Origin of the sequence: Brevundimonas sp. (assembly GCF_030682035.1) — a bacterium.
Taxonomy (GTDB): domain Bacteria; phylum Pseudomonadota; class Alphaproteobacteria; order Caulobacterales; family Caulobacteraceae; genus Brevundimonas.
On sequence record NZ_JAUXQZ010000046.1, the window covers coordinates 24,743 to 51,200 of the forward strand.

Here is a 26,458-nt window from a genome sequence, read left to right on the forward strand (position 1 = left end):
TGACCTTTTCAGGACCCTGTCATGACTCTTCGTATCGCCCTCGCCGCCGCCGCCGTTCTGGCTTTCTCGGCCCCTGCCTTCGCCCAGGAAGCACCCGCCGCCGACCCGGCCGCCGCCGCCGCAGCCCCGGCCGAAGCCGCGTTCGAAGCCCGGGCGCAGGCCTTCCAGCAGGCCATGGTTACGATGCAGGGCGAGATGCAGACCGCCCTGACCGCCGCCGGCGCGGATCAGGCCAGGGCCACCGCCGACATGGACGCGATCGCCGTCCGCTATCAGCCGCAGGCCGACGCCTTCGCCAATGAGTTGGACGCCTTCATCACTTCCCAGCTGCCCGTGATGCCGCCGGAGGAGCAGGCGCAGATGGCGCAGATGGGTCCGATGATCCGCGGTCAGATCACGGGCGCGCCCGCGACCATCAAGGCCGGACTGCTTCAGGCCGCCGCCGGCGCCGCAACGCCCGCGACGCAGTAAATCATTGATTCTGAAGGTCGGCGGGCGCAGACCCGCCGCCTTACCGCGATTTCACTTGTGACCGGACAGCGTTCGTCGGACCTTGGCGGCGACTTCGTACGGAGCGCTGCCATGATCAAGGCCCTGTCACTCGCCGCCGCCCTCGCCCTGCTGCCGATGTCAGCCGCCGTCGCCGACGAGGCGCGCGGCCCGTCGGAAGACGCGATCGAAGCCGCCGCCGAAGCCTTCGAGGCGCGGATGGAGGCCTTTGGCGAACGCGCCGAAGCCATCTCCGTGGATGCGAGCCTTACCGAGGCCCAGCGCGAGGTCCGCATCGCCGCCCTCTGGGCCGAGTATCAGCCCGACGTGACCGCCTTCACCTCCGTGGTGTCTGAACACGCCTCAGCCATCGCCGCCGAGGCCCTGGCCGGAATAGACATTGAGGCGGTCGTCGCCGAGGCCTTGGCCGGAATAGACAGCGAGGCGGTCGTCGCCGAGGCCCTCGCGGAGGTCGAGGCCTCCGGCGCACTGGCCGGCGCGCGCGACATGGCCGCCAACGGCGCCTGGGCCTCGAACGACCCCGAGCATATGGCCACCTACGGACTGATGGCCGAGTATGCCCTCGGCGAGGCCATGGATTCGCTGGACGATATCCCGGGCGAGATCGAGGCTGCGGTCGAGGAGGCCAACGAAGCCGCGGCGGAATCCGCCCAAGCCCCGAACGAGGTCGAAACGCCCGACGAAGACTGACCCGCGGTCGCCGCCTGAGCGACACAGGCTTGACCGGCATCGTTGTCCGCCCGACAGGACGGCGATGGCCAGCCTGCCCGTCGATCCGCATCTGTATCTGACCTTTCTCGGCGTCATGATGGTCATGGCCGTCACGCCGGGACCGGCCAATGTTTTTTCGGTCGCCAACGGGGTCCAGCGGGGCAAGGCCGGGGCCTTGCTCGGCGTGGTCGGGATGAACGCCGCGACACTGGTCTGGTTCGGAGCCGCGGCCCTGGGCCTCGGCGCACTGGTCATCGCCTTTCCGGCGGTCTTTCGCCTGATCTCGATCGGCGGGGCCCTCTACGTGGCATGGCTGGGAATCAGCGCCCTGCGCGGGGCCTTTCGCAACGCCGCCGATTCCGACGCGCCGCCCATCCGAATGGGCCGCAGCGCCCTGATGGATGGCTTCATGGTCCAGATAGCCAACCCCAAGGCGGTGCTGTTCTTTACCGCCGTCCTCCCGCCGTTCATGGACGTAACACGTCCCGCCGCGCCGCAGCTGGCCCTGTTCGCCGTGGCTACCGTCGGCATGGACGTCCTGACCATGTCGGCGTACGGTCTGGGCGGCGCAGCCTTGGCCCGGCGGATGAGCGAGCCGCGGTTCCGCAAGGGTTTCGCCCTCCTGACCGGCATCCTTTTGCTGGCCGCAGCCGTACTTATTGTTTCGCGTTTATAGGGACTTGTCGGCAGCTAAAACCCCGCTGTTCATGTCCCGTTCAGCCGAAAGGGCGCGCACTGTCGCGTCAAGGAGAGTTCCCATGAGACTGCGTTTCCTCAAACCCGCGCTTCTGGCGGCGACGGCGGCTCTGGCCCTGTCCGCCTGCGCCACGGCCACCCCCTACGGCCCCGCCGGAGTTGACAGCCGTTATGGCTATTCCGAGCAGCGGGTGGACGCCGATCGCTACCGCATCAGCTTCGCCGGCAACTCCGTCACCTCGCGCGAGCAGGTCGAGATGGCGCTCCTGCTCCGCGCGGCCGAGGTCACGGCCGAGAACGGCTATGACTGGTTCTCCACCGTCAACCGCGCCACCGACCGCGACGTGCGCCTGCAACAGACCCCCGATCCCTTCTACTATGACCGGTACAGCCCCTTCTGGGGACCGTCGTGGCGCTACTATCGCCGCGGCTACTGGAGCCCGTGGCGCGACCCGTTCGGCCCGGAGTTCGACGTGCGCGAGATCGACCGTTACGAGGCCTCGGCCGAGATCGTCATGGGTCGCGGCGCCAAGCCGGCCGGCGATGCCGACGCCTTCGACGCCCGCGAGGTGATCCAGAACCTCGGCCCGCGCGTCACCCGGCCGATGTAGGGTCCGGGGTGTAGGGTATGGGGTGTAGGGTGTCCCCGGCGGCGACAAGCCGGGCCTCTACACCCTACACCCCATACCCTACACCCTAACCGATCCGCGGGCTCTTCAGCCGCCGCTTGTTCACATGCGTCTCCGGCGCCACGCCGAGGTCTTCCGGCACCTCGCCCTTGAAATAATAGCGCTGCCACGCCTCCTTGGCCGCGTCCGGGTCGCCCGAGGCCAGGCGCTTGTTGAAATCGGTGCGCGCCCGGTTCCAGGCCTCGAACTGGCCGTGCATGACCGGATTGGATTCCAGCGTCCGGATCACCGGCTGCATGGCCTCGACCTTGCGGTGTTCGATCGGGGTGATGAAGCAGAAGGGCTCGCCCTTCTCAAACTTGACCCGGCCGGGGCGGGTGAAAAGCCAGTTCATGGTGAACGGAAAGGGCAGCCAGTCTGTCTCGATCAATCCGACCAGCGGCTGGATGCCGTCCTTCATATGGTTGGGTGAACCGCCCGCCAGCAGGCCCCAGCCCGGCGGCGTCCGGAACAGATACTGCGGATGCATGGTCAGCACCCCGCGCGAGAAATGCGAGGTCACCACATGGGTCAGATCGGCGTTCAGACGCTCGGGCGTGATGACGATGTCGGACTGGCTGGGGCCGCCGTTCCACTCGGCGGTGAAGGTTAGCGGGCACAGGATCTCCCAACCCGTGGTGTTGGCCATGTTCAGCGGCAGGCAGCGGTAGGGATGCCGGCTGGCGAAGGCGTCCATCCAGTTGCGCGACTGGCGGCCGGGCACCAGGTCCGGCGGCCGGGCCGTCATCGGATAGCATTCGAGTTCCACGAGCGGGCTCCGGGCGGTATCGAGGGACGTCTCCATCCCTAGACGGGCCCCATGACCGAAGACAAGCCGACGCCGGATTCCGCCCCTGAGCCCGCTTACGACCGCGACCGCCTGCTGGCGTGGATGGCCGACAATGGTATTGCCCAGACCACGCATGACCACCCCGCCGTCTTCCGCGTCGAGGAGGGGCTTGAGCTCAAGGCCGCCATGCCCGGCGACCACACCAAGAACCTGTTCCTCAAGGACAAGAAGGGCCGGCTGTGGCTGATCTCGGCGCGGCAGGACACGGTGGTGGACCTGAAGCGGGCGCCGAAGACCATCGGCTCGGACAAGCTGTCCTTCGGGAATGAGACCCTGCTGTACGAGACCCTGTGCGTGCGCGGCGGCTCGGTCACGGCCCTGGGCCTTATCAACGACCCCGACCAGCGCGTGACCTTCGTCCTCGACAAGGCCCTGTGGAACGCGGACATCGTCAACTTCCACCCGCTGACCAATACGGCCACGACCGCGCTGGAGCAGGCGGACTTCCGGCGGTTCCTGTCGCTGATCGGGCGCGAGCCGATGGTGGTGGATTTCGATCGACTGGAAGGCTGATGTTGCGCTTATGAACACCACGCTTGTCGTCATTCCTGCTGAGCTCATCGTGGATTGGGATTCCTTCCACGATGTGTTTGCGGACGTTCTCGGCTTCCCGTCGTTCTATGGCCGGAACATGGACGCGTGGATCGACTGCATGACCTCCGCTGATGAGCCACGGGAAAAGATGCTGGTGCGGGCGGTCGATCCAGGCGGATTGCTGACCCTCCAGATTGATGAAGCCGCGGCTTTCGCCGCACGCTGTCCCGAACAGTTCAATGCGTTGGTTGAATGCACCGCATTCGTGAACTATCGGCGGATTGAAGTCGGCGGGAAGCCGGTCCTGTCGCTGCTGCTGTCGGGCAATTTTCCCTAGGCGGCGGTTCTCTCGGAGGCCGGGTGGTGCTAGACGCCCCGCGTCTCCCCGACCCCCACGCCAGATACGGACGCCGCCATGCCCGCCGCTCCCGACTTTCCCCCCGCGCCGGACCGCGTGGCGCCGCAGCGCGCGCTGATCTCCCTGTCCGACAAGACCGGGCTGGAAGAGGCGGCCCGCACCCTGCACGGCCTCGGGGTCGAACTGGTCTCGACCGGCGGCACCCGCGCCGCCATCGCCGGTTTCGGCCTGCCGGTGAGGGACGTCGCCGAGCTGACCGGCTTCCCCGAGATGATGGACGGCCGGGTCAAGACCCTGCACCCCGTGGTCCACGGCGGCCTGCTGGGCGTGCGCGACGCCGCCGACCACGCCGAAGCCATGACGACCCACGGCATCGGCCCCATCGATATCGTCTGGGTCGACCTCTATCCGTTTGAATCCACCGTCGCCTCGGGCGCGGGTTTCGACGCCGTGGTCGAGCACATCGACATCGGCGGCCCGGCCATGATCCGCTCCGGCAGCAAGAACCACGGCTATGTCGCCGTCTGCATCGATGCGGCCTCGGTCGCCGAATTGCTGGAGGCCCTGAAGGCCGACGGCGCCACCACCCTGGCCCTGCGCAAACGGCTCGCCGCCCGCGCCTTCGCCCGCACCGCCGCCTATGACGCCGCCGTCTCCGGCTGGTTCGCCGGTCAGGTCGGCGACGCCGCCCCGGCGCGTAAATCCATCGCCGGCGCCCTGGCCCAGACCCTGCGCTACGGCGAGAACCCGCACCAGACCGGCGCCTTCTACCGCACCGGCGACACGCGCCCCGGCGTCGCCCACGCCCGCCAGCTGCAGGGCAAGGCGCTGGGCTACAACAACATCGCCGACGCCGACGCCGCCTATGAGCTGGTCGCCGAGTTCGACGGCCCGGCCTGCGTCATCGTCAAACACGCCAATCCCTGCGGCGTCGCCGTGGGGTCTGATCTGGCCACCGCCTACGCCCGGGCGCTGGAGTGCGACGCGGTCTCGGCTTTCGGCGGCGTCATCGCCGTGAACCGGACCCTGACCGGGGCCGACGCCCGGCTGATCACCGACATCTTCACCGAGGTCGTCATCGCCCCCGGCGCCGACGAGGAGGCGCAAGCCATCTTTGCCGTCAAGAAGAACCTGCGCCTGCTGCTGACCGACGGCCTGCCCGATCCGCTGGCGGCGGGCGAGGTGTTCCGCTCGGTGGCCGGCGGCTTCCTGGTCCAGTCGCGCGACCGCAGCCGCATCGCCGCGTCCGACCTGAAGATCGTCACCCGCCGCCAGCCGACGCCGCAGGAGATCGAGGACATGCTGTTCGCCTTCACCGTGGCCAAACACGTCAAGTCCAACGCCATCGTCTACGCCAGGGACGGCCAGACCGCCGGCATCGGCGCCGGCCAGATGAACCGCCGCGACTCGGCCCGCATCGCCGCCATCCGCGCCAGCGAGGCCGGCGAGGCCCAGGCTCTCAGAACGGGGGGTCTGGCCCACTCGCTGGCCCAGGGCTCCGCCTGCGCCTCCGAAGCCTTCTTCCCCTTCGCCGACGGTTTGCTGGAAGCGGTCGCGGCCGGCGCCACGGCGGTGATCCAGCCCGGCGGCTCGATCCGCGACGACGCGGTCATCGCAGCGGCGGATGAGGCCGGCGTGGCCATGGCATTCACCGGGGTGCGGGTGTTCCGGCACTGATTTGGGGCGCTAACGCTCGCGACACGGTCGCTCGCTGCTTGAGCGCGGACTGCTGGTTCTACGGCCGCCAACGGCTAAGGTGACGCATGCAAACCCTCTCCCAGCGCTGGTCGATGCTCGAACCGGCCACCACGGTTGTCGGTCCTGACGACGACCGCCCGCGCCCGGCGGTGATCCTGTTCCACGGTTGCGGCGGCTTGCGCGGCCATCTGCCCAAATACGCCGCGACGGCCAAGGCGGCCGGCTGGCGGGCCTTTATCGTCGATTCCTATGCGCCGCGCGGCTGGAGCCGGCAGTTCGCCATGGCCATGGTCTGCACGGGCGTCCTGCTGCACGGCTCGCAGAGGGCGGGCGACGTTCTGGCCGCTCTTCTGGGCGTGTCGCGGCGGCCCGACGTCGATGCGTCGAAGGTGGTCCTCGCCGGCTGGAGCCACGGCGGCTGGGGCATCATGGAGGCGATGAGCTCGGACCGGGCCGCCGGCCAGCTCGGCGTTGCCGATCCGGGGGCAGTCCCGCTGGACGGGGTGATCGGGACCTGGCTGGCCTATCCCTATGTCGGCATCGGCGCCTTCAACCGCATGCGGCCGTGGCGACACTGCCCGAAGACTCTGGCGGTGATCTCGCGCACCGACCACCTGACCACTGTCCGCAACGCCGAGCGGGTTCACGACATGGTCCGCAACTGCGGCGTCCCGGTCGAAACCTGGATCGCCGAAGGCAGTCACGCCTTCGACGAGCCGATGGCCGCGGGGCCGATGCGCTATCATCCCGAGCTGGCCGCAGAGGCCGAACGCCGCTTCGTCGCCCTGCTGAACGATGTGGCGGTGGCCCCGCCGGTCTAGCGGGGTTCGATCGTGACCTCCGCACGGATCGAATTGGCGATGTAGCAGGCCCCGTGGGCCCGATGGTGCAGGTCATCGATGGCGGCGGCGTCCGGCAGAAGGGCGTCCGAGAAGGTCACGGCTGGCCGCAAGGTGACAGAGGTGATCGAGGTCTTGCCGCGCTCGTCGCGGCCCAGGACGCCGACCGCCTCGTCCCGATAACGGTCCACAACAAACCCCGCCTTGGCGGCGAGGGCGAGGAAAAACAGCATGTGGCAGCTGCTCACGGCCGCCACCAGAGCCTCCTCGGGATCGACGGCTGTCGGATCCGACAGCGGCGTCGGCACGAGGTCGGACGGCGCCGAGGATCCGCGGACCTCCGCCCCGCCGTCGAAACGCCAGTCATGGGCGCGGGCGTAGCGTTTATCGAGGAACGGCTGGTCGCCGCGGCTCCATTCGACGGTGGCGAGATGTTCGCTCATGTCTGTCCTCCATTGGGCGATGACCGAACCGTGTAGCACGCTCCAGCCGGGAAACCCGGCGCGCGCCTTGCTCCCGCCCGCGACCCGCCTTATCCCCGGTCCATGGCCGCGCCCCTGATCTGTCCTTCCATCCTCGCCAGCGACTTCGCGATGCTGGGCGAAGAAATTCGCGCGCTGGACACCGCCGGCGCGGACTGGATCCATGTCGATGTCATGGACGGTCATTTCGTGCCGAACATCACCCTCGGCCCCGATGTGGTGAAGGCGCTGAGGCCACATACGAGCCTGCCGTTCGACGTCCATCTGATGGTCGCGCCGGTCGATCCATGGCTCGAAGCCTATCGTGAGGCCGGGGCCGATATTCTTACCGTGCACCCGGAAAGCGGCCCGCACCTGCACCGCACCCTGGGCCGGATTCGCCAGCTGGGCGCCAAGGCGGGCGTGGTGCTGAACCCCGGCACCTCGCTGAGCGTGCTCGACGACGTGATCGACCTTGTGGACCTGGTGCTGCTGATGTCGGTCAATCCCGGCTTCGGCGGCCAGTCCTTCATCGACGCCACCCTGCGCAAGATCGAACGGACCCGAGCCCTGCTCGATGCTGCCGGATCGAAGGCGCACCTGCAGGTGGACGGCGGGGTCACCGCGGCCAACGCCGGGGCCTGTGTCGCCGCCGGAGCAGACGCACTGGTCGCCGGCACCGCCGTGTTCCGGGGTGGGCCCCTGGCCTACGCCGCCAACATCCAGGCGCTGAAAACCGCGTGAATCCGCTCGCCGCCTTTTCCCGTACCGAGGCCGACACGCCGCCACCCGGCGAGATTCCTGGTCTGCGCGGCGCCCCCATGCGCACGCCAGTCCGGACCGCCGGCGCCGCTATGGGGCCCGGCCTCTGGCCCGCGGTCGTCGGCCGGATGCTGACCCGCCAGCTGTGGATCGAGCTGTACGGTCTGCCCGGCTACAGCCTGACGCTGAAGGGCCGCCCGGTTCAGGGGTTCGCCGCCACCCCCCGCGATTTCCGGCCCAGCGACCCGGCCCCCGGCAAGGGCGTGATGGACGGCCGTTTCATCCTGGCCGGTTCCAGCCTCGAGGCGGCGGCGCCCGAGGATCCGTGGAACCGCCCCAGCCCGAGCCGGGCCTTCGCCACCGAACTGCACGCCTTCGCTTGGCTGCCGTCGCTGATGCAGCAGGGCGAACGGGGCGCGGCCGAGGCCGTGCGGCTGACGCTGGCCTGGGGCGCAGCCTTCGCGCGCTGGTCGCCCTTCGCCTGGGGGCCGGAGGTTCTGGCGCGGCGCACCCTCAATCTCGCCTGCGCCGCCCGACGGATGGGACAGGTCGCGACCGAGGCCGAACGGCTGAAACTGGCCGATGTGCTGGGCCGTCAGGGGCGGCAGTTGCTGCGCCCGCCCGGCGGTCTGGCCGGAAGCGCCGAACGGCTGACGGCCGCGGCCGTGGCGGGCTGTGTGCTGGTCGGTCCCCCGGGCGTCTCCCTGCGCCGCGCCGCCCTGCGCCGCCTGCCGGGTGCGCTCGAACGCACAGTCGGCGCTGACGGCGGCCATGCCTCGCGTAGCCCGGAGGCGGGCCTGGAGCTGCTGCTCGACCTGCTGACCCTGGACGACGCCCTGTCGCAGCTGTCCGAGGCGAGCCCGGAGGCGGTGCGCGGCGCCATCCAACGGCTGACCGTCACCCTGCGCCTGCTGACCCTGCCCGACGGCCGGCTGGTCACCATGCAGGGCGGCGGTCCCTCGACCCCGGCCCGGATCGCCGCCGCCCGCGCCCACGACGACGCGCCCGCCGCCGATCTGCACAGCCGGATCGTAGCCGGCATCGCCCGCATCCGCAGTCCTCTGCTGACCATCGCCGCGGATGTATCCGGGCCGGCGCACGGAGCCTGGTCCGGGGCGGCCTGCGCCCAGCCGATGGCGCTGGAGATCGTCTGCGGCAAGGATCGACTGATCACCGGCTGCGGCTGGACGCCCCGCGCCGGCGATCGTCAGGGCCTGCGCCTGCCGCCCGGACATTCGACCCTCACCCTCGGCGAAGGCTCGACCGGCGAACCCCTGGGGGGCTGGAAGGCCGAACTGATGGGCCATCGCCTGATCGGTCGGCCGCTGCACGTCGATGTCCAGCAGCGCGACGGCGAGGGCGCTGTCTGGCTGGAGGTCGAGCATGACGGCTGGGTCCATGACTATGGACTGCTGCATCAGCGTCGCCTGTATCTGGATCAGCGGCTGGATGAACTCAGGGCCGAGGAACGGCTGCATCCCGCGCCGGGCCAAAAGGACGTCGTACGCGCCATCGCCGCCCCCTATGCCGTCAGGTTCCAGCTGGAGCCGGGCGTTCAGGCCTCGCTGGCGCGCGATCGCCGCTCCATCCTGCTGCGTGGACATTCGGGCAGGGGCTGGTGGTTCCGCACCGACGGGCCGGACGTGGCCATCGAGCCTTCGGTCCATATCGACGAGGGCCTGACCCGCCGCTCGCTGCAGGTCGTGGTGCGCGGCTCGGCCCGCACCGATTCCGAGACCAAGATCCGCTGGAAGCTGAGCCCCGCCGGGGCTGGCGGCGACCCCACTTGAGACGATGCGTGCCCGCGACCATCTGAGGCCTGCCGCGTTACGCCTTTCGGATACAGGATCGATTGATGAGCTTCGCCGACCCGACCACCCTCCCGGACGACCTGATCAAGGACGGCTCTGACGCCGGCTTCATGACCGACGTCATCGAGGCCTCGAAAGCCCAGCCGGTGCTGGTCGATTTCTGGGCGACCTGGTGCGGGCCGTGCCGGACCCTGACGCCGATGATCGAAAAGGCCGTGCGCGCGGCCGGCGGGGCGGTGAAGCTGGTCAAGATCGACGTCGACAAGAACCCGGCCTATGCGGGCCAGTTGAAAGTTCAGTCGATTCCGACGGTCTACGCCTTCGTCAACGGCCAGCCGGTCGACGGCTTCCAGGGCGCCGTGCCCGACAGCCAGCTCAGGGCCTTCATCGACAAGCTGACGGGCGGCGAAAGCGCCCGTTCGGATATCGAGCAGATGATGTCGATGGGCGAGGAGTCCCTGTCGCTCAACGATCTCGGCGGCGCGGCCCAGGCCTTCGCCCAGGTGCTGACGCTTGAGCCCGCCCATGAGCGGGCCATCGCCGGGATGGCGCGGGTCTATCTGGCCGACGGGGATGTCGATCAGGCGCGCCAGACCGTCGCCATGGCCCCGCAAGACTCGAAGGACGCTACCGTCCAATCCGTCCGGGCCCAGCTGGCGTTGTTGTCGTCCGCCCCGGCGAGCGCGGGCGACGAGCTGCAGGCGCGGGTCGCGGCCGATCCGAACGATCATCAGGCCCGCTATGACCTATCCCTGGCCCAGGCCGCATCCGGCGATCTGAAGGGGGCGGTCGACAGCCTGCTGACCATCGTCAGCGCCGACCGCGAATGGAACGAACAGGCCGCGCGCAAACAGTTGTTGGTGGTGTTCGAGGCCGCGGGGGCCGGGTCAGACGTTGCGCGGGACGGGCGTCGCCGCCTGTCCTCCATCCTGTTCGCATAGGAGACGCATGTGGCGCAGGGGTATGTGAAAGCCGCCGACCTGCCGCAGGTGATCCCGGTCTTTCCCCTGCCCGGCGCCATCCTGCTGCCGCGCGGCCAGTTGCCGCTGAACATCTTCGAGCCGCGCTATCTCAACATGATCGACGACGCCATGGCCGGCGACCGGATCATCGGCATGATCCAGCCCCAGAGCGGGCCGCAGCGCCTGCCCGGCCTGTCGCCGATCGGCTGCGCGGGACGGATCACGAGTTTCGCCGAGACCTCGGACGGCCGCTATCTGATCACCCTGACCGGCTGCGCCCGCTTCCGGCTGGGCAGCGAAATCCCGACCCAGACCCCCTATCGCCAGATCCGCGCCGATTTTGCGCCGTTCGAGGCCGATCTGAGCGCGCCGCCCGTTGACGACGTCGGCCTCGACCGCGACGGCCTGCTCGACGCCCTGCGGGCCTACCTGGAGACCCGCGGCCTCGATATCGACTGGGACACGGCCGAGTCCGCGCCGCCCGAGGCCCTGATCAACAGCCTGTCCATGGCCCTGCCGTTCGATCCGCCCGAGAAACAGGCCCTGCTGGAAGCCTCCAGCCTGACCGACCGCTCCAATGTCCTCACCGCCCTGCTTACCATCGACGCCGCCGGAGACGGGGACGGCGAGACGCTTTCCATGCAATAGGTGCGATCATGAGCGACACCTTCCACACCCCCCCGTCCGTCGATCCGCGCCTGCTGGAGGTGCTGGTTTGCCCGGTCACGCGCGGCAAGCTGACCTATGACCGGGAACGGCAGGAACTGGTTTCGAAAGGGGCCAAACTGGCCTTCCCGATCCGCGATGGCGTGCCGGTGATGCTGCCGGAAGAGGCGCGCCCTCTCGACTAAAGGGGTTCGCCCACAAGCAGCCGCGGCAAATCCCCCGTCGCGCCGCCGGCTTCATGCATGAAGGCGCGGCGCAGGGGGGCGATGCGGTTGACGGCGGCGATGCCGAGGGTTCGGGCCAGCCGGACCGGCGCCAGGTCGTTGGAGAAAAGTCGGACAAATCCATCGAAGCCCGCGGCGAGGGCGGCGTTGTCGAACCGGCGCCAGCGGGCGTAACGGTCCAGCACCGTCTCCGAACCGATGTCCTCGCCCAGCCGCAGGGCCTCGACCAACACCTCGGCGAGGGCGGCGGCGTCCTTCAGACCCATGTTCAGACCCTGACCCGCGACCGGATGCACCGCATGGGCGGCGTCGCCGATCAGGGCGGTGCGCGGCGCGGTCAGCTGCTCGGCCAGTTGCAGGGAAAGCGGATAGACAAATCGTGGTCCCACAACCGTGACGTCTTCGAGGAAGTCGCCGAACCGCCGCATCAGGTGCGACTGGAAGGCCTCGTCCGACGCGGACCTCAGCGCCTCTCCTCGCCGCGTCGATTCCGTCCACACCAGGCTGGCGCGGCGCTCCGTCAGCGGCAGGATGGCGAAGGGACCGGAGGGCAGGAAATATTCATGGGCGACATTGCCGTGATCCCGCCCGAGGGACACGGTCGCCACCACCCCGCTCTGCTCGTAGCCCCAGCCGACCGTTTCGATGCCGGCGGCCTTGCGGACCGGCGAGGTGCGGCCCTCGGCGCCCACGGTCAGCGGGGCCTCGATCACGGCCCCGTCAGCCAGGGTCGCGCGGGAAAAGGCCGGACCGACCTCGACGCCCGCGACCGCCGCCGGCGCGCGGACCTCGATGCCGGCCGCCGCGATCGCGTCGGCCAGGGCCGAGCGGATGCGCCGGTTCTCGACCATATAACCGAGCGGCTCGCCATCGGTCCTGTCGCCGATCTCATCGGCGTCGAACCGAAGGAAGGCTGACGAGGCCGGACGGGAAGCCGCGCCGGGCCGATGCCCGTCGGTCACCAGAATCCGGTCCATCCGGCAGGCGTGTGGTCGCAGCGCCGCGCCGACGCCGAGCGCGTCAAGCATCCGAAAAGTTGAAAAGGCGATAGCCGTCGAGCGTCCGTCGAAGCTCGGCGCCAACTGGGCGTCGAACGGCTGGGGATCCACCAGAACGACCTTCAGCCCGCCTTGCGCCGCCGCCAGCGCGAACGTCGCCCCGGCCATGCCGGCTCCGGCGATGATGACGTCATAACGGTCGGGCTGGCTCATGGGCCGGTTGTCGCGCTTCGCCGGCCGCCCGTCCAGCGCCGGAAGGTCGCGGTGCGCCCGCTGGTAAACAGCCCCTTAACCCTCCTCGCGCCACAACAGCGGACTGTTTCGCCCGTTCGGAGTTCGTCCCCGCATGTCCGCCGCCCTCGCCATCGGCCAGCGCGCCTGGGTCAGCGCCCGCATTCTGTGGGGCGCGCCGATCACGGTGAAATTCCGCGGCGTGCTCCAGGCCCTGCTCGCGGCCCTGCTGCTGGTAGCTCTGATCTCGTGGAATGCGGCCGATCCCAGCCTTAATGCGGCCTCCGGCGCCGCCCCGACCAACTGGCTGGGCCTGAACGGCGCCCTGTTCGCCGACCTGTTCATGCAGTCGCTGGGACTGGGCGCCTGGCCGGCCGCCGTGCTGTTGGTCGCCTTCGGGCTGGCGGCCGCGATCGGCGACGCCATACAACAAAGATTGAAGCCCACGCCGCTCAAGGCCCTGTCGGCCACCGGCGGTGTTCTGGCCCTGTCGGCGGCGCTGTCGGCCCTCGCGGCGCCGGCCGCCTGGCCGCTGGCTGCGGGTCTGGGCGGTTTGTGGGGCGACGCGATCGTTGGCTTGATCCGCTGGGTTTGCCAGGGTCTGCGCCTGCCCGGCGCGCCCGTCATCGCCGGCCTGCTGTTCCTGCCGCTGGCCCTGTGGGGGATCGGCTACGCCGTCGGCCTGCGCTTCGCCGATGTCGGAGACGGGCTCGCCTGGGCTCGCGGCATCCGGCGACCCCAGCCGCCGCAAACGAAATCCCGCCGCGTCGCCGCCAAGGCTCCGCCCCGCGCGCGGCCGGTGCTGGAGCTCGACGACGGCCCGGACGTCCTCGACCCGTCGCCGCCATGGGAGACGCCCGCGCCAGTCCACGGCGCCCCGGAACCCAAGGTGGCCGCCGCCAAGGCGCCGAAGCCGCGCCGCGAGGCCGACGACAGCCAGGCCGCCTTCGACTTCGTCCGCCCCTCGACCGGTTTCGACCTGCCGCCGCTGTCGATGCTGACCAAGCCGGCGAAACGCGTCGCCTCGGTCGACGAGGAGGCGCTGAAACAGAACGCCAAGATGCTGGAGGGGGTGCTGCAGGAATTCGGCGTACGCGGCGTCATTGACCAGATCCGCCCCGGCCCCGTCGTCACCCTGTACGAACTTGTCCCCGCCCCCGGGGTGAAGCACGGCCGCGTCGTCGCCCTGTCCGACGACATCGCCCGCAGCATGTCGGCCCGCGCCTGCCGCATCTCGGTCGTGCCGGGCCGCAACGCCATCGGCATCGAACTGCCCAATGCGAAGCGCGAGACCGTCTATCTGCGCGATCTGCTGGCCTCGACCGAATACGACAAGCCCGCCCACCTGCTGCCGCTGGCGCTGGGCGAGACCATTGGCGGCGAGCCCTATGTCGCCGATCTGGCGCGCATGCCCCACCTGCTGATCGCCGGCACCACCGGTTCGGGCAAGTCGGTCGGCGTCAACGCCATGATCCTGTCGATCCTCTACCGGCACAGCCCGGCCGAATGCCGCTTCATCATGATCGACCCCAAGATGCTGGAACTGTCGGTCTATGACGGCATCCCGCACCTGCTGGCCCCGGTCGTCACCGACCCCAAGAAGGCCGTCGTCGCGCTGAAATGGACCGTGCGCGAGATGGAGGACCGCTACCGCCGCATGTCCAAGCTCGGTGTGCGCAACATCGCCTCCTACAACGAGCGCGCTCGCGAAGCCGTGGCCAGGGGCGAACATTTCGAACGCACCGTCCAGACCGGTTTCGACGATCAGGGCCGCCCGGTCTATGAATCCGAGAAAATCCGCCCCGAACCCCTGCCCTTCCTCGTCGTCGTCATGGACGAGATGGCCGACCTGATGCTGGTCGCCGGCAAGGACGTCGAGGGTGCGGTCCAGCGTCTGGCCCAGATGGCCCGCGCCGCCGGAATCCATCTGATCATGGCCACCCAGCGCCCGTCGGTCGACGTCATCACCGGCACGATCAAGGCGAACTTCCCGACCCGGATCAGCTTCCAGGTTACGTCCAAGATCGACAGCCGCACCATCCTGGGCGAACAGGGCGGCGAGCAGCTGCTGGGTCAGGGCGACATGCTCTACATGGCCGGCGGCGGTCGCATCACCCGCCTGCACGGCCCGTTCGTGACCGATCAGGAAGTGGACGAGGTCTGTAAACACCTGCGCGCGCAGGCCGAGCCCGACTATCTGGACCTGATCACCGACGACCCTGACGGCGACGGCGACGCGGCCTTCGACGACGAGGGCGGGGGCGGCCCCGGCGACGACCTCTACGACCGGGCAGTGGCCGTGGTCACCCGCGACCGCAAGGCCTCGACCAGCTACATCCAGCGCCGCCTGCAGATCGGCTACAACCGCGCCGCCTCGCTGATAGAGCGGATGGAGCAGGAGGGCGTCGTCAGCCCCGCCAACCACGCCGGCAAGCGCGATATCCTGGCGGGGCCTCCGCCGATGTAGGCTGGGCGTTACGGAGCACCTCAAACAGCGCCCTGCGGAACCTCCAAGCCTGAACAGGCCTTCATCGCAGCGCCGGAATATGGTCAGGCTCGCGTCATGTCCCCGCCATTCGTGGACCGCATGATGACATGATCAACAACATCCCGAACGGGAGAAGACCCAGATGACTGTTTCACGCCGCGACTTCGCTCTCGGAACCGCCGCCATCGCGGCCGTCGTCGCCATGCCGGCGTCCGCCCAGAGCGCCCTGTCGGCCGAGGACCGCGCTGTCCTGGCCCAGGCCCAGACCTATTTGCAGGGGCTGACTTCGGCCCAGGGCAATTTCGTCGAGACCTCGGGCGCCCAGCGCCGGGAAGGCCGCTTTTACCTTCAGCGCCCCGGCAAGATGCGGTTTGAATACACCACCCCGGCCGGACTTCTGGTCGTTTCAGACGGATCGAACGTCAAACGCTACGACCCGCGCCTGAACGTCTTCCGTCAGGTGCCGCTGGGGGCCACGCCGCTGTCGACCTTCCTCGCCCGCAACGTCCGCTTCGATCAGGGCGTACGCATCGACCGGGTCACCCGCATGTCGTCCGGCGCCTTCGCCATCACCGCCCGCGACGCGCGCCGGCCCGATGAGGGCTCCGTCATCCTGTCCTTCGCCGGCAACCCTGTTCGCCTGCACGAATGGACCATCCGCGACGCCCAGGGCGGCAGCACCCGGACCCAACTGACCTCGCTGACGCCGGCCTCGAACCTGGCCGCCGGCCTGTTCCAGCTGCGCGATCCGACCCGGCGTCCGCGCCGGAACTGATTTCTCCTGAGAGGCGAGCGACCGGTTTGACTTTTTTCTCCGACCGTGGCACTTTAATCACAGGTCGGCAGGAGCTGATCTGAACCGCTACGGATTTCATCCCCTTCCCGGCGGCGAGAGAGACGAACCTTCCAGCGCCCGGTCCCCCCGACCGGGCGCTTTTTTGTGCTTTCGTCATTCCCGGCGCAGCGAAGCGGAGACCCGGAACCCAGCGGCGCCGCGAAGGCGGCGAAACACCACCCGATTGGCAGACAGCCGCGCTCCCGACGGGTTCGCGCTCGCGCGCGCCGCTGGGTTCCGGGTCTGCGCCGCAAGAGCGGCTTGCCCGGAATGACGATAGCGGGGTGGGGCCCACGACCGCGACCAAACAAGGATGCTAGAGCCACCCCCATGCTTCGTATCGCCACCTGGAACATCAACTCCGTCCGCCTGCGCATCGACCAGGTCGCCCGCTTCGTCGCGGAGAGCGGGACCGACGTCCTGTGCCTGCAGGAGATCAAATGCCTTGAGGACCAGTTCCCCCGCGCCGCCTTTGAAGCCATGGGCATGCCCCACCTGAAGATTGGTGGTCAGAAGGGCTGGCACGGCGTCGCCATCGCCAGCCGCAAGCCGATCACGGCGGCGCCCGCCCTCGATGTCTGCCGCGAAGGTCACGCCCGCTGCGTCGGGGTCATGGTCGATGGCGTCGAGGTGCAGAATTTCTACATTCCCGCCGGCGGCGACACCCCTGACCGCGCCCTGAACCCGAAATTCGATCACAAGATGGATTTCTACGAGCGCATGACCGCCGAGATGGCCGGGCGCGACAAGCAGCGGCCGTTGGTGCTGGCGGGCGATTTCAACATCGCGCCGGGCGAGAACGACGTCTGGAACCACCGCTATATGTCGAAGATCGTCAGCCACACCCCGCTGGAGGTCGAGACCCTGCGTCGCCTCCAGGCGGCCGGGGGATTCGCAGATGTGGTGCGGGACCAGATTCCCGAGCCCCAGAAGCTGGCCAGCTGGTGGAGCTATCGCGCCGCCGACTTCCGCAAGTCCAACCGCGGCCTGCGCCTCGATCACCTGTGGACCTCGCCCGGCCTGACCCCGGTCGTGGTCCCCGGCAGCGCCCGCATCCACGACACCGTCCGCGAATGGACCCAGCCCAGCGACCACGCGCCGGTCACGATGGATCTGGCGATCTAGGCAATCCGTTCAGAGGACGGCTCATCAAACACAAACCGCGCACCCGGCCTGACAAGATAGGGGACCTCGGTTCGCCACCAGTCCGCAGCGGCTGGCGCATACTCGGCCAGGCAGGCAACTGCTGTGTCCGCTGCGACAACATAGCCAGCAACGGGTTTTGCCCGTCCAATGAGGCCCAAAAACCAATCAAAAACGATATTCTTGGGCCCTCTCAGGACGCCGAATCCGAATGTCGACACCGGCTCCGCGACCAGTAGCGGAATCTCGACGCCGATCCACGCATCCCGCACCCATTCAGGCGCTTCCCCATCGGGTCGGCGGACGATCCTGATGCGGAAGGCCGTCTCGGCCCAACGCCAACGACTCACGGCTGCAGCCGGTACCCGCCCGCGTCCGTCAGCAGCAGCCGCGCCTGACCGGGCTCGGGCTCGATCTTCTGGCGCAGGCGATAGATGTGGGTTTCCAGCGTGTGGGTCGTGACCCCGGCGTTGTAGCCCCAGACCTCGGTCAGCAGCTCCTCGCGCGACACAGCCTTGGCCCCGGCGCGGTAGAGGTATTTGAGGATGTTGGTTTCCTTCTCGGTCAGCCGCACCTTCTTGGCCTTGTCGTCGATCAGGACCTTGGCCGCCGGCCGGAACTCATACGGGCCGATGCGGAAGACCGCGTCCTCGGACTGTTCGTGGCTGCGCAGATGGGCGCGGATGCGGGCCAGCAGGACGGCGAAGCGGAACGGCTTGGTGACATAGTCATTCGCCCCCGACTCCAGCCCCAGGACGGTATCGGAATCCGAGGTTTGGCCGGTCAGCATGATGATGGGGGTCGAAACCCCGTCCTTGCGCAACAGGCGGCAGGCTTCACGGCCGTCCATGTCGGGCAGGTCGACATCCAGCAAGATCAGGTCGGCGCGGACCTCCCGGCCCATCCGCACGCCCTCGGCCGCCGTGGCGGCCTGGACCGGGCGAAAGGCCTCGTGCAACGCCAGCTGTTCGGCCAAGGCCTCCCGCAGGTCGTCGTCGTCGTCGATGATCAGGATGGTCTTGGGCGTGGGCATGGATACCAGAATGGCGAGCGTCGCCCGATCCGCCAAGGGTTGGATCCCAAGCGGAGCGGTTTTCAATCTCTAGAGGGGGTTTCGGGGCCTTTTCGTTCCCCGAACAATGATGATCCGACGCGCACATGGGTCGCGCCGAAGCGGATCGCGGTCTCAAAGTCGCCGCTCATCCCCATCGACAGGGTCTCAAGCCCGCAGCGCCGCGCGATCTTGTGCAGCAGGGCGAAATGAGGCCCCGGCGACTCCTCGGCAGGCGGAATGCACATCAGGCCCTCGACGATCAGGCCCGTTGCCCGGGCGTATTCGACAAGTTCGACGGTCTCGCCGGGCAGGATGCCGGCCTTCTGGGGCTCGGCGCCGGTGTTGACCTGAATCAGGACGCGGACGGGTTTGCCAACTCGAAGCCCCGCCGCGGCGAGGGCGTCCGCCAGTTTTGGCCGGTCGAGGGTCTCGATGATATCGAACAGGGCGACGGCGTCGGCGGCCTTGTTCGACTGCAGCGGCCCGATCAACCTGAGCTCAAGGCCCTCAATCCCGTCACGTCGGTCGGTCCAGCGGCCCTGCGCCTCCTGCACCCGGTTTTCCCCGAAGACCCGTTGGCCCGCGGCGAGCGCTGCCTCAATGGCCTCGGACGGCTGGGTCTTGGACACCGCGGTCAGGGCGACGCCGTCAGCGGCCCGGCCGGAGGCGCGGCAGGCGGCGGCGATGCGTCGGTGAAGGTTTTCCAGCCGCGCGGCGACGGCGCTGGACGACGGAGCGGGTTCGGGAGAAGAGGGGGTCATGAATCGGGCGGACGCCGAAATCCTGTGGGAAGCCGCCAGCGTCCTCGCACAGGACGCCGTCAAAGTCAGCCGGGCGCGCAATCGGGCGGGGGCGAGCCTGCCGCCGTTGCTGTTTTTCACCGACCCGGACCGGACGCCGAGGCCGTGGGAGACGGCGGCGCGACTCCCGGTCGGCTCAGGCGTCGTGTTTCGGCATTTCGGGGGGGCCGATGCGCGCGAGTCGGCCCTGCGCCTGCGGGAGGCTACGCAGGGTCGCGGCGGCTTGCTTCTGATCGGACTGGACGCGGACCTGGCCGAGGCGGTCGGCGCGGACGGAGTCCATCTGCCCGAGCAGGCTCTGGATCAGGCGGCAGGGCTGACCCTGTCCCGACCGAACTGGATCATCACCGGGGCGGCGCATTCCCCGGATGGTTTGAGCATTGCGGGACTGGACGCCCTGATCGTCTCGCCGGTGTTTCCGGCGGGCGGGGCTTCGGCGGACCGCCCTGCGCTGGGTCTGACAACCTTGACATCGTGGGTCGAGGCCGCGCCCTGCCCGGTATACGCCCTCGGCGGGATCGACGGCGGCAATGCGCAAAGCCTCATCGGCTCGGGCGCGTGCGGAATTGCAGGTGTGTCGGCGATCCAGTCGGCGTTCGGCCCGGACTAGAAGCGGAAGATCGATTCCAGCCGGAAGCGCGGAGCGGCGCGACGGTCAGTCTGGGGCGCGCGGGCCGGATCGCTCTCGGGCTCCGCCAGACCGGCGGTCGCGCCGACGCGGAGGCGCGGATTGACGCGATAGTAGGCGCCCGCCTCGACGTCGCCGAGGTTGCTTTCACGGCCGACGGGCTGGCTTAGGTTCAGGTCCAGACCCCAACGACCGCGCTCGGTGAAACGCAGGCGGGACGAACCGGGCTGGGCTGCGGCGGCGCGGGCGGCCTGGGCGTCGGTCAGGGAAACGACGGGCGCGCGCGTACGAGCGGGCGCGCCAGCGGCCTGGGCCGAGGCGACATCGGCCATGGCCAGAAGCGTAAGCGCCCCGGCCAGTCCGGCGATCAGAGCGCCCGTCTTGCGCGTCGTTCGGCGCATGTCCTGCCCTTCACCTCACGACGATAGTCGCGATTACCAGCAGTAAGACACCGCTTGTCAGCCCGGTCAACGAAACGGCGCCGCTACGACCCGGTTCCTTGCGACTCTGAAAGACTCCTGTGGCGCGAGCGTCACGCGAATCCGGCGCCGCGCCCTGATCCCGCCCGATCATGGCCATCGACCGGTCGTTCGAATGCGTCTTCGCCTTGTCATAGCCCCTTTTCGCCGTGTTATAGAGCGACGCTTCGGCTCGGACCGTGTTCGGTAGAGTCAGCGCGTGCGTTGGAACCGGTCCGCTGCACGTCATGATCTTATGGAGAAGTCTCGATGGTGCTGGTTCGCGGCGCGACGGTCGCCCTGATCACCTCGTGCGTTCTGCTGGGCAGCTGTTCCGCCAACCGCCCGTTCGGCCCGACGGTGGGCGAGGTCTTCAGCGGAGCCGGCGGCGCGCGGGCCGCAGCCGACGCCCAGACGGGTATCGGCGTCAATGCCTATCTGTGGCGCGCCACCCTGGACACGCTGAGCTTCATGCCGCTGGCCAACGCCGATCCCTGGGGCGGCGTCATCAACTACAGCTGGTACATCGATCCCCAGACCCCGAACGAGCGCTTCAAGGCGACCGTGTTCATCCTCGACCGCCGCCTTCGCGCCGACGCGCTGAACGTCAGCATCACCAAACAGGTTCTGCGCCCCGGCTGCACGCCCAATCCGGCCGACGCCGACACGGAAGTGGACACCGCCGGGTGCTGGACCGGCGCCCGGGTCGCGGCCCAGACCGAAACCGATCTGGAAAACGCCATCCTGACCAAGGCGCGCCAGCTCAACCTTTCAAACGCCGGCTGATCGCCCTCCCCATCGACTAGCCTCCGTCGGGCCTGTTCCTGAAGGAGCAGCCTGAAAGACTCCCGTGGCCAAGACCCCGGTTCGCTACGAACCCAAGACCGCCGAACCCCGGCAGCAGGCCCGCTGGGCGGCCGCCGACGCCTTCCGCATGCCGACCCAGGGCACGGGACGGCCGAAATACTATGTGCTGGAGATGTTCCCCTATCCGTCGGGGGCCATCCACATGGGCCACGCCCGCAACTACGTCATGGGCGACGTGGTGGCGCGCTCGAAGCGGGCCCAGGGGTTCGACGTCCTGCACCCGATGGGCTGGGACGCCTTCGGCCTGCCCGCCGAGAACGCGGCCATCGAGCGCGGCGTCCATCCCGGCGACTGGACCTGGTCCAACATCGCCGCCATGCGCGAGCAGCTGAAACTGCTGGGCCTGTCGCTGGACTGGTCGCGCGAGTTCGCCACCTGCGACCCGGCCTACTACGGCAAACAGCAGGCCTGGTTCCTGGAGCTGTTCAGGCGCGGCCTCGTCTATCGCAAGGACTCGGTGGTCAACTGGGATCCGGTCGACAACACTGTCCTGGCCAATGAGCAGGTCGTCGACGGCCGCGGCTGGCGCTCGGGCGCCGTGGTCGAGAAGCGCAAGCTGAACCAGTGGTTCCTGCGCATCACCGACTATGCCGACGACCTGATCGAAGGTCTGAAGGAGCTGGAAGGCCGCTGGCCCGACAAGGTCCGGCTGAGGCAGGAGAACTGGATCGGCCGGTCGAAGGGCCTGCAGATGACCTGGGCCTGGGCCGGAGACGCGCCCGCCGCCGCGCCCGATGGACTGGAGATCTACACCACCCGGCCCGACACCCTGTTCGGCGGCAGCTTCATGGGCGTGGCGCCCGACCATCCGATCGCGCGCGCCCTGGCGGAAACCAATGCGGACGCCGCGGCCTTCGTCGCAGAATGCCGAAAGGGCGGCTCGACCCAGGCCGAGATCGAACAGGCCGAGAAAATTGGCTTCGACACCGGCCTGAAGGTCCTCCATCCATTCGACGGGCGCGAGGTCTCCGTCTGGATCGCCAACTTCATCCTGTCGGAATACGGCACGGGCGCGATCTTCGGCTGCCCTGCCCATGACCAGCGCGATCTCGACTTCGCCCTCAAATACCGCCTGCCGGTCGTCCCGGTCGTGAGACCGGACGACTCCGGCGACGACTTCAACGTAGAAACAGAAGCTTATGTCGGCCCGGGACGCCTGTTCAACTCCGACTTCCTGAACGGGCTCGAGATCGAGGCCGCCAAGGCCGAGGCCATCCGCCGGATCGAGGCGGCGGGCGCGGGCCAGGGGGCGACCATCTATCGCCTTCGCGACTGGGGCGTCAGCCGCCAGCGGTATTGGGGATGTCCCATCCCTGTGATCCATTGCGCGAGATGCGGCCCCGTGGGCGTTCCGGCTGACCAGCTGCCTGTCGAGCTGCCGAAGGACGTCACATTCGATACGCCCGGCAATCCGCTCGATCGCCACCCGACGTGGAAGCACGTCGCCTGCCCGTCGTGCGGCGGCGAAGCGGTGCGAGAGACCGACACCCTCGACACCTTCGTCGACTCCAGCTGGTATTTCGCCCGCTTCACCGACCCCACGGCGACCGACCCCATCTCCAAGGCCGCCGCCGACAAATGGCTGCCGGTTGACCAGTATATCGGCGGGGTTGAGCACGCGGTCCTGCACCTGCTGTATGCCCGCTTTATATCCCGGGCTCTCAGCGACGCTGGCCTGATGTCGGTGCGCGAGCCGTTCGCCGGCCTGTTCACGCAAGGGATGGTCGTCCACGAGACTTACAAATCCCGCAACGGCAATTGGCTGCTGCCCAACGAGGTCGAGAAGCGCGACGGCGCCTGGGTCGATATAGAACTGGGACAGCCCGTCGAGGTCGGGGCCATCGAAAAGATGTCCAAATCCAGGAAGAACGTCGTCGCCCCGCAGGAAATCGTCGACACCTATGGCGTCGATGCCGGCCGACTGTTCGTCCTCAGCGACAGCCCGCCCGAGCGGGATGTGCAATGGACGCCCGGCGGCGTCGAGGGCGCGGCCCGCTTCGTCCAGCGCGTCTGGACCGAGGTCGACGGCTTCGACGCCGGCGCGCCCGCCCACGAATCTGACGCCTCGCTGGTGCGCGAGACCCACAAGGCCGTCAAGGCTGTATCCGAGGGCGTCAGCGGCTTCCGCTTCAACTCGGCCATCGCCAAACTCTACGCCTTTGTCGCCGTCGTGCGCGATCACGGGAGGGCCGGCGGCCAGGCGCGGCGCGGGGCCCTGTCGGCCCTGGTCCGGCTGGTCGCCCCCTTCACCCCCCACCTGGCCGAGGAGTGCTGGACGCGGCTCGGTGAAGAGGGGATGGTGCTGGACGCGCCTTGGCCGGAATTCGATCCGGCGCTGGCGGCCGACGACGAGGTCACCCTGCCCATCCAGGTCAACGGCAAGCGTCGCGGCGAAATCCGCGTCGCCCGGGGGCTGGAGCCGGCGGAGGTCGAGGCCATCGTCATGGCCGACCGCGACGTCCAGGCGCGGCTGGAGGGTCAGACGGTGAGGAAGATCGTGGTGGTCAAGGATCGCATCGTCAATCTGGTGGTCGGCTGATGCGCCGCCTCGCGATAAGTTTTGTCGCGATTGTGGGACTTTCCGGCTGCGGCTTCACGCCCTTGTACGGCGAGACCGCTGTCGGCTCGTCCTTGTCGCGTATCGTCGTCACCACCCAGGACGATCGCCTCGGCTACCGGGTGCGCGAACAGCTCGAGGACGCCCTCGGTCGCGACGGCGCCCAGGCCCCGCTATGGCGGCTGGAGACAGGGCTGGAACAGTCGCGACGCCCGCTGGGCCGACGCATTGACGACACCGCGACCCGCTATGAGCTGACCGTCCGCGGAGCCTGGACCCTGACCCCGGTGGCCGGCGGCGAACCGATCGCCGGCGTCGAGACCGTCACCACAACATACGCCGCCGCCGACCAGCCCTATGCCGCCATCGCCGCCCAGCAGGACGGCGAGGAACGCGCCGCCGCCGAACTGGCGCGCCTGATCCGACTGGACATCATGCGGGCGCTGTCGGCGCAGCCTTGAAGGTCGCGCCATGATCCTGACCAAACGGCCCGAAGTTGATCGTTTCCTGTCTTCGCCGGACCGGGGTGTTCGCGCCGCCGTCATCCATGGCAAGGACCGGTCGGGCGTCGGCGAGCGTGCCGAAATCCTGTGCCGGGCCATCACGCCCGACTTGAACGACCCCTTCAATGTCACCCTGTTGACCGACAGCGACATCGACGGCGACGAGGGCCGTCTGGAAGAGGCCCTGACCGCGCTGAGCATGATCGGCGGTCGCCGGTTGGTGCGGGTGCGGCTGGGGTCCGAGAAGGCGTCGATCGACAAGATGCTGGCGGCGGCGCTCAAACGCCACGCCGAGGGGGCCTACAACCCCGACGCCATGCTGGTCATCGAGGCCGGGGCTCTGGGTCGGGATTCAGCCCTGCGGAAGGTGGCCGAGGCGGCGAAGGAAGCCGTCGGGATCGCCTGCTATGAGGATGAGACCGGCGACGTGGCGCGAATGACCCGTGAAGCCCTGGCCGCCGACAAGGTTGGCCTGACCGGCGACGCGCTCGACCGGTTCGTCAGCCGCCTGCCTCGGGAACGCGGGCTGATGCGGCAGGAAGTTGAACGGCTCGCCCTCTACATCGGCCCGGGCTCCGGCAAGACTATCGATGTGGAAGAGCTGGAGCGGCATCTGGGGGTCGAGGCCGACGCCTCGCTTCAGGACGCCGCGCTACAGGCCTTCGGCGGACGCCCCGCTCCGGCCCAGTCAGGTCTACGCCGCGCCCTCGCCGAGGGGGAATCGCCCGTCATGGCCGTGAGACAGGCCTCGATCCACCTCGGCAAGCTGCGCCGGATCAATGTGCTTCAGGCCAACGGCGCCGGCTCCAAGGAGGCGGCCAAGGCAGCGGGCGTGTTCTGGAAGCAGGAGGCCGAAATGCTGCGTCAGGCCCGCAGCTGGCGACTCGAAGACCTCGACCGGGTGCTGGACAGCGTCAACACGGCGGATGTGGCGACCAAGACGACCGGCTCCCCGGACCAGCTGATCGCCGAAAGGCTGTTGCTTGAGATTTCGGCCCGAGCCCGACGGCTGGGGCTGTAGACGGCCTCAGCCCCGCTTCGAGGCCTTACGGAAGGCGGGCTTGGCGAGAGCGGCGCTGCGCGCCTGCTGGGCCTTCTCCTCGGCCCTCGCAGAGCCCTGAAGGCCGCCGTACGAGGGGCCGCCGCCCGCCTTCTTGGCGGCGAGGGCGCGTTTCATGGCTTCAGCAGTCGGGTTGGATGGCTTGTCGGTCATGCGCTCAGCCTAGCACGGACCGTCTTCAGCCGCGCATCAATCGGCGGCAGAGGTCGTCGAGCTGCTCGAGTGTGCCGTAGCGGATGGTCAGCTCGCCCTTGCCGCCCCGATCCGTCAGCTGGACTTTGAGGCCCAGGGCGTCGGCCAGATCCTGCTCCAGGGCGGCGACATCGGCGGCGCCCTCGCCGGCCATGGTCGGCGCGCCCGGCCGACGGCCCTTCGGACCTTCGGCAGCCCGTCGCGCGAGCGCCTCGGCCTGACGGACGTTCAGCCCCTCGGCCACGATCTGGTCGGCCAGGGCGGCGGGTTGGGGCGCCGTGATCAAGGCGCGGGCATGGCCGGCGCTGAGCTTGCCGGTGCGGACGTGGTGCAGCACCTCTTCGGGCAGCTGCAGCAGGCGCAGGGTGTTGGCCACATGGCTTCGGCTCTTGCCGACCACGCCGGCGACGGCATCCTGGGTTCGGCCGAACCGCTCCATCAACATGCGATAGGCGTCAGCTTCTTCCAGCGGGTTCAGGTCGGTGCGCTGGACGTTCTCTATGATGGCGACCTCAAACACGGCGACGTCGTCCATCTCCTTGACGATGATCGGCGCCTCGGTCAGCCGGGCCAGCTGGGCCGCTCTCCAGCGACGCTCGCCGGCGATGATCTGCCAGACGCCATCCTCCTTCGGATGGGACCGGACCAGGATGGGCTGGAGCACGCCCTTGTCCCGGATCGAGGCGGCCAGCTCCTCCAGGTCGTCGCGGTCGAAGATCTTGCGCGGCTGATCCGGATTGGGCTTGAGGCTCTCGATCGGGGCCATGCGCACGCCGACGGGCGCGGGGGCGCCGTCGACCGGCGCGCTTTCAGCCACCTGTTCTCCGAGAAGGGCGGATAGGCCGCGACCGAGGCCGCGCTGACGTTCGCTCAACTGATTGATTCCGTTCTTCT

Annotated in this window: 29 protein-coding genes; 21 read left to right on the forward strand and 8 right to left on the reverse strand. The window is 68.8% G+C overall.

Annotated elements, in window-relative coordinates:
• Positions 1–21 precede the first annotated feature (21 nt).
• The 4 genes from Q8K49_RS13820 (at position 22) to Q8K49_RS13835 (ending at position 2,528) form a co-directional block, all read left to right on the forward strand.
• A complete protein-coding gene (locus Q8K49_RS13820) occupies positions 22–471 on the forward strand; it encodes a hypothetical protein (protein WP_305306671.1) in 450 nt (149 codons plus the stop codon).
• 111 nt (positions 472–582) lie between these two features.
• Complete coding sequence (locus Q8K49_RS13825) at positions 583–1,200, forward strand: hypothetical protein (protein WP_305306672.1); 618 nt, start codon at positions 583–585, stop codon at positions 1,198–1,200.
• Positions 1,201–1,264: 64 nt separating this feature from the next.
• Entirely contained in the window at positions 1,265–1,897 is a 633-nt protein-coding gene (locus tag Q8K49_RS13830) for a LysE family translocator (RefSeq protein WP_305306673.1), read from the forward strand.
• A gap of 82 nt (positions 1,898–1,979) precedes the next feature.
• On the forward strand, positions 1,980–2,528 hold the full coding sequence (locus tag Q8K49_RS13835; protein ID WP_305306674.1) for a hypothetical protein: 549 nt from the start codon (positions 1,980–1,982) through the stop codon (positions 2,526–2,528).
• Between the two features lie 85 nt (positions 2,529–2,613).
• Here the strand turns inward: Q8K49_RS13835 and Q8K49_RS13840 are convergent, their stop codons facing one another.
• Complete coding sequence (locus Q8K49_RS13840; RefSeq protein ID WP_305306675.1) at positions 2,614–3,354, reverse strand: DUF6065 family protein; 741 nt, start codon at positions 3,352–3,354, stop codon at positions 2,614–2,616.
• A gap of 51 nt (positions 3,355–3,405) precedes the next feature.
• Between Q8K49_RS13840 and Q8K49_RS13845 the strand changes: the two genes are divergently transcribed.
• The 4 genes from Q8K49_RS13845 (at position 3,406) to Q8K49_RS13860 (ending at position 6,846) form a co-directional block, all read left to right on the forward strand.
• Positions 3,406–3,948, forward strand: a complete 543-nt coding sequence (locus Q8K49_RS13845; protein ID WP_305306676.1) for a prolyl-tRNA synthetase associated domain-containing protein — start codon at positions 3,406–3,408, stop codon at positions 3,946–3,948.
• Between the two features lie 10 nt (positions 3,949–3,958).
• Positions 3,959–4,306: a barstar family protein gene (locus Q8K49_RS13850; RefSeq protein WP_305306677.1), complete on the forward strand. Its 348-nt coding sequence runs from the start codon at positions 3,959–3,961 to the stop codon at positions 4,304–4,306.
• Positions 4,307–4,384: 78 nt separating this feature from the next.
• On the forward strand, positions 4,385–6,004 hold the full coding sequence (purH, locus tag Q8K49_RS13855; RefSeq protein WP_305306678.1) for a bifunctional phosphoribosylaminoimidazolecarboxamide formyltransferase/IMP cyclohydrolase: 1,620 nt from the start codon (positions 4,385–4,387) through the stop codon (positions 6,002–6,004).
• Positions 6,005–6,090: 86 nt separating this feature from the next.
• Entirely contained in the window at positions 6,091–6,846 is a 756-nt protein-coding gene (locus tag Q8K49_RS13860) for a dienelactone hydrolase family protein (RefSeq protein ID WP_305306679.1), read from the forward strand.
• Here the strand turns inward: Q8K49_RS13860 and Q8K49_RS13865 are convergent.
• Complete coding sequence (locus Q8K49_RS13865; RefSeq protein WP_305306680.1) at positions 6,843–7,307, reverse strand: OsmC family protein; 465 nt, start codon at positions 7,305–7,307, stop codon at positions 6,843–6,845. The genes Q8K49_RS13860 and Q8K49_RS13865 overlap by 4 nt on opposite strands.
• 102 nt (positions 7,308–7,409) lie before the next feature.
• Here Q8K49_RS13865 and rpe point away from each other — a divergent pair, with 102 nt between their 5' ends.
• The 5 genes from rpe (at position 7,410) to Q8K49_RS13890 (ending at position 11,711) form a co-directional block, all read left to right on the forward strand.
• Positions 7,410–8,069 carry a ribulose-phosphate 3-epimerase gene (gene rpe, locus Q8K49_RS13870; protein ID WP_305306681.1) on the forward strand — a complete coding sequence of 220 codons (660 nt, stop codon included), beginning with the start codon at positions 7,410–7,412 and terminating at the stop codon, positions 8,067–8,069.
• The gene (locus tag Q8K49_RS13875) at positions 8,066–9,877 is read left to right on the forward strand and encodes a heparinase II/III family protein (protein WP_305306682.1); all 1,812 of its coding nucleotides are present in this window, start codon (positions 8,066–8,068) and stop codon (positions 9,875–9,877) included. Before rpe ends, Q8K49_RS13875 begins: the two co-directional genes overlap by 4 nt.
• 65 nt (positions 9,878–9,942) lie before the next feature.
• Positions 9,943–10,839, forward strand: a complete 897-nt coding sequence (trxA, locus tag Q8K49_RS13880; RefSeq protein ID WP_305306683.1) for a thioredoxin — start codon at positions 9,943–9,945, stop codon at positions 10,837–10,839.
• Between the two features lie 9 nt (positions 10,840–10,848).
• Entirely contained in the window at positions 10,849–11,508 is a 660-nt protein-coding gene (locus Q8K49_RS13885) for an LON peptidase substrate-binding domain-containing protein (protein WP_305306684.1), read from the forward strand.
• A gap of 8 nt (positions 11,509–11,516) precedes the next feature.
• Positions 11,517–11,711, forward strand: a complete 195-nt coding sequence (locus Q8K49_RS13890; protein WP_305306685.1) for a Trm112 family protein — start codon at positions 11,517–11,519, stop codon at positions 11,709–11,711.
• Here Q8K49_RS13890 and Q8K49_RS13895 read toward each other — a convergent pair.
• Positions 11,708–12,961 carry a UbiH/UbiF/VisC/COQ6 family ubiquinone biosynthesis hydroxylase gene (locus tag Q8K49_RS13895; RefSeq protein WP_305306686.1) on the reverse strand — a complete coding sequence of 418 codons (1,254 nt, stop codon included), beginning with the start codon at positions 12,959–12,961 and terminating at the stop codon, positions 11,708–11,710. The genes Q8K49_RS13890 and Q8K49_RS13895 overlap by 4 nt on opposite strands.
• A 133-nt stretch (positions 12,962–13,094) precedes the next feature.
• Here Q8K49_RS13895 and Q8K49_RS13900 point away from each other — a divergent pair, with 133 nt between their 5' ends.
• The 3 genes from Q8K49_RS13900 (at position 13,095) to Q8K49_RS13910 (ending at position 17,427) form a co-directional block, all read left to right on the forward strand.
• Positions 13,095–15,446 (forward strand): DNA translocase FtsK, encoded by a 2,352-nt coding sequence (locus Q8K49_RS13900; protein ID WP_305306687.1) that lies wholly within the window; start codon positions 13,095–13,097, stop codon positions 15,444–15,446.
• 163 nt (positions 15,447–15,609) lie between these two features.
• Positions 15,610–16,242: an outer membrane lipoprotein carrier protein LolA gene (locus Q8K49_RS13905; RefSeq protein WP_305306688.1), complete on the forward strand. Its 633-nt coding sequence runs from the start codon at positions 15,610–15,612 to the stop codon at positions 16,240–16,242.
• A gap of 390 nt (positions 16,243–16,632) precedes the next feature.
• Complete coding sequence (locus Q8K49_RS13910) at positions 16,633–17,427, forward strand: exodeoxyribonuclease III (protein ID WP_305306689.1); 795 nt, start codon at positions 16,633–16,635, stop codon at positions 17,425–17,427.
• A 364-nt stretch (positions 17,428–17,791) separates the two neighbouring features.
• On the opposite strand, the gene Q8K49_RS13915 is transcribed toward Q8K49_RS13910, so the two are convergent.
• Together Q8K49_RS13915 and Q8K49_RS13920 are read right to left on the reverse strand one after the other, a co-directional pair.
• Positions 17,792–18,478: a response regulator transcription factor gene (locus Q8K49_RS13915; RefSeq protein ID WP_305306768.1), complete on the reverse strand. Its 687-nt coding sequence runs from the start codon at positions 18,476–18,478 to the stop codon at positions 17,792–17,794.
• Between the two features lie 62 nt (positions 18,479–18,540).
• A complete protein-coding gene (locus tag Q8K49_RS13920) occupies positions 18,541–19,260 on the reverse strand; it encodes a YggS family pyridoxal phosphate-dependent enzyme (protein WP_305306690.1) in 720 nt (239 codons plus the stop codon).
• On the opposite strand from Q8K49_RS13920, the gene Q8K49_RS13925 reads away from it, so the two are divergent.
• Positions 19,259–19,909, forward strand: a complete 651-nt coding sequence (locus Q8K49_RS13925) for a thiamine phosphate synthase (RefSeq protein WP_305306691.1) — start codon at positions 19,259–19,261, stop codon at positions 19,907–19,909. The genes Q8K49_RS13920 and Q8K49_RS13925 overlap by 2 nt on opposite strands.
• Here the strand turns inward: Q8K49_RS13925 and Q8K49_RS13930 are convergent.
• Positions 19,906–20,328, reverse strand: a complete 423-nt coding sequence (locus tag Q8K49_RS13930; RefSeq protein ID WP_305306692.1) for an NtrZ family periplasmic regulatory protein — start codon at positions 20,326–20,328, stop codon at positions 19,906–19,908. The two genes, Q8K49_RS13925 and Q8K49_RS13930, sit on opposite strands and share 4 nt — an antisense overlap.
• Positions 20,329–20,655: 327 nt before the next feature.
• Here Q8K49_RS13930 and Q8K49_RS13935 point away from each other — a divergent pair, with 327 nt between their 5' ends.
• From Q8K49_RS13935 to holA, 4 genes are all read left to right on the forward strand, one after another.
• Positions 20,656–21,171, forward strand: a complete 516-nt coding sequence (locus Q8K49_RS13935) for a DUF3576 domain-containing protein (protein WP_305306693.1) — start codon at positions 20,656–20,658, stop codon at positions 21,169–21,171.
• Between the two features lie 64 nt (positions 21,172–21,235).
• Entirely contained in the window at positions 21,236–23,791 is a 2,556-nt protein-coding gene (gene leuS / locus Q8K49_RS13940; protein ID WP_305306694.1) for a leucine--tRNA ligase, read from the forward strand.
• Positions 23,791–24,270 (forward strand): LPS assembly lipoprotein LptE, encoded by a 480-nt coding sequence (lptE, locus tag Q8K49_RS13945; RefSeq protein WP_305306695.1) that lies wholly within the window; start codon positions 23,791–23,793, stop codon positions 24,268–24,270. Before leuS ends, lptE begins: the two co-directional genes overlap by 1 nt.
• A 10-nt stretch (positions 24,271–24,280) precedes the next feature.
• On the forward strand, positions 24,281–25,333 hold the full coding sequence (holA, locus tag Q8K49_RS13950; protein WP_305306696.1) for a DNA polymerase III subunit delta: 1,053 nt from the start codon (positions 24,281–24,283) through the stop codon (positions 25,331–25,333).
• 6 nt (positions 25,334–25,339) lie between these two features.
• Here holA and Q8K49_RS13955 read toward each other — a convergent pair whose 3' ends face one another.
• Positions 25,340–25,525: a hypothetical protein gene (locus Q8K49_RS13955; protein WP_305306697.1), complete on the reverse strand. Its 186-nt coding sequence runs from the start codon at positions 25,523–25,525 to the stop codon at positions 25,340–25,342.
• A 25-nt stretch (positions 25,526–25,550) separates the two neighbouring features.
• Positions 25,551–26,438: a ParB/RepB/Spo0J family partition protein gene (locus Q8K49_RS13960; protein WP_305306698.1), complete on the reverse strand. Its 888-nt coding sequence runs from the start codon at positions 26,436–26,438 to the stop codon at positions 25,551–25,553.
• Positions 26,439–26,458: the final 20 nt, after the last annotated feature.

Bases quoted from the DNA above. Each gene is read 5' to 3' on its own strand.
- Q8K49_RS13820 (WP_305306671.1), top strand. From the start codon at position 22: ATGACTCTTCGTATCGCCCTCGCCGCCGCCGCCGTTCTGGCTTTCTCG.
- Q8K49_RS13825 (WP_305306672.1), top strand. From the start codon at position 583: ATGATCAAGGCCCTGTCACTCGCCGCCGCCCTCGCCCTGCTGCCGATG.
- Q8K49_RS13830 (WP_305306673.1), top strand. From the start codon at position 1,265: ATGGCCAGCCTGCCCGTCGATCCGCATCTGTATCTGACCTTTCTCGGC.
- Q8K49_RS13835 (WP_305306674.1), top strand. From the start codon at position 1,980: ATGAGACTGCGTTTCCTCAAACCCGCGCTTCTGGCGGCGACGGCGGCT.
- Q8K49_RS13845 (WP_305306676.1), top strand. From the start codon at position 3,406: ATGACCGAAGACAAGCCGACGCCGGATTCCGCCCCTGAGCCCGCTTAC.
- Q8K49_RS13850 (WP_305306677.1), top strand. From the start codon at position 3,959: ATGAACACCACGCTTGTCGTCATTCCTGCTGAGCTCATCGTGGATTGG.
- purH (WP_305306678.1), top strand. From the start codon at position 4,385: ATGCCCGCCGCTCCCGACTTTCCCCCCGCGCCGGACCGCGTGGCGCCG.
- Q8K49_RS13860 (WP_305306679.1), top strand. From the start codon at position 6,091: ATGCAAACCCTCTCCCAGCGCTGGTCGATGCTCGAACCGGCCACCACG.
- Q8K49_RS13865 (WP_305306680.1), bottom strand. From the start codon at position 7,307: ATGAGCGAACATCTCGCCACCGTCGAATGGAGCCGCGGCGACCAGCCG.
- rpe (WP_305306681.1), top strand. From the start codon at position 7,410: ATGGCCGCGCCCCTGATCTGTCCTTCCATCCTCGCCAGCGACTTCGCG.
- trxA (WP_305306683.1), top strand. From the start codon at position 9,943: ATGAGCTTCGCCGACCCGACCACCCTCCCGGACGACCTGATCAAGGAC.
- Q8K49_RS13890 (WP_305306685.1), top strand. From the start codon at position 11,517: ATGAGCGACACCTTCCACACCCCCCCGTCCGTCGATCCGCGCCTGCTG.
- Q8K49_RS13895 (WP_305306686.1), bottom strand. From the start codon at position 12,961: ATGAGCCAGCCCGACCGTTATGACGTCATCATCGCCGGAGCCGGCATG.
- Q8K49_RS13900 (WP_305306687.1), top strand. From the start codon at position 13,095: ATGTCCGCCGCCCTCGCCATCGGCCAGCGCGCCTGGGTCAGCGCCCGC.
- Q8K49_RS13905 (WP_305306688.1), top strand. From the start codon at position 15,610: ATGACTGTTTCACGCCGCGACTTCGCTCTCGGAACCGCCGCCATCGCG.
- Q8K49_RS13910 (WP_305306689.1), top strand. From the start codon at position 16,633: ATGCTTCGTATCGCCACCTGGAACATCAACTCCGTCCGCCTGCGCATC.
- Q8K49_RS13915 (WP_305306768.1), bottom strand. From the start codon at position 18,478: ATGCCCACGCCCAAGACCATCCTGATCATCGACGACGACGACGACCTG.
- Q8K49_RS13925 (WP_305306691.1), top strand. From the start codon at position 19,259: ATGAATCGGGCGGACGCCGAAATCCTGTGGGAAGCCGCCAGCGTCCTC.
- Q8K49_RS13920 (WP_305306690.1), bottom strand. From the start codon at position 19,260: ATGACCCCCTCTTCTCCCGAACCCGCTCCGTCGTCCAGCGCCGTCGCC.
- Q8K49_RS13930 (WP_305306692.1), bottom strand. From the start codon at position 20,328: ATGCGCCGAACGACGCGCAAGACGGGCGCTCTGATCGCCGGACTGGCC.
- Q8K49_RS13935 (WP_305306693.1), top strand. From the start codon at position 20,656: ATGGTGCTGGTTCGCGGCGCGACGGTCGCCCTGATCACCTCGTGCGTT.
- lptE (WP_305306695.1), top strand. From the start codon at position 23,791: ATGCGCCGCCTCGCGATAAGTTTTGTCGCGATTGTGGGACTTTCCGGC.
- holA (WP_305306696.1), top strand. From the start codon at position 24,281: ATGATCCTGACCAAACGGCCCGAAGTTGATCGTTTCCTGTCTTCGCCG.
- Q8K49_RS13955 (WP_305306697.1), bottom strand. From the start codon at position 25,525: ATGACCGACAAGCCATCCAACCCGACTGCTGAAGCCATGAAACGCGCC.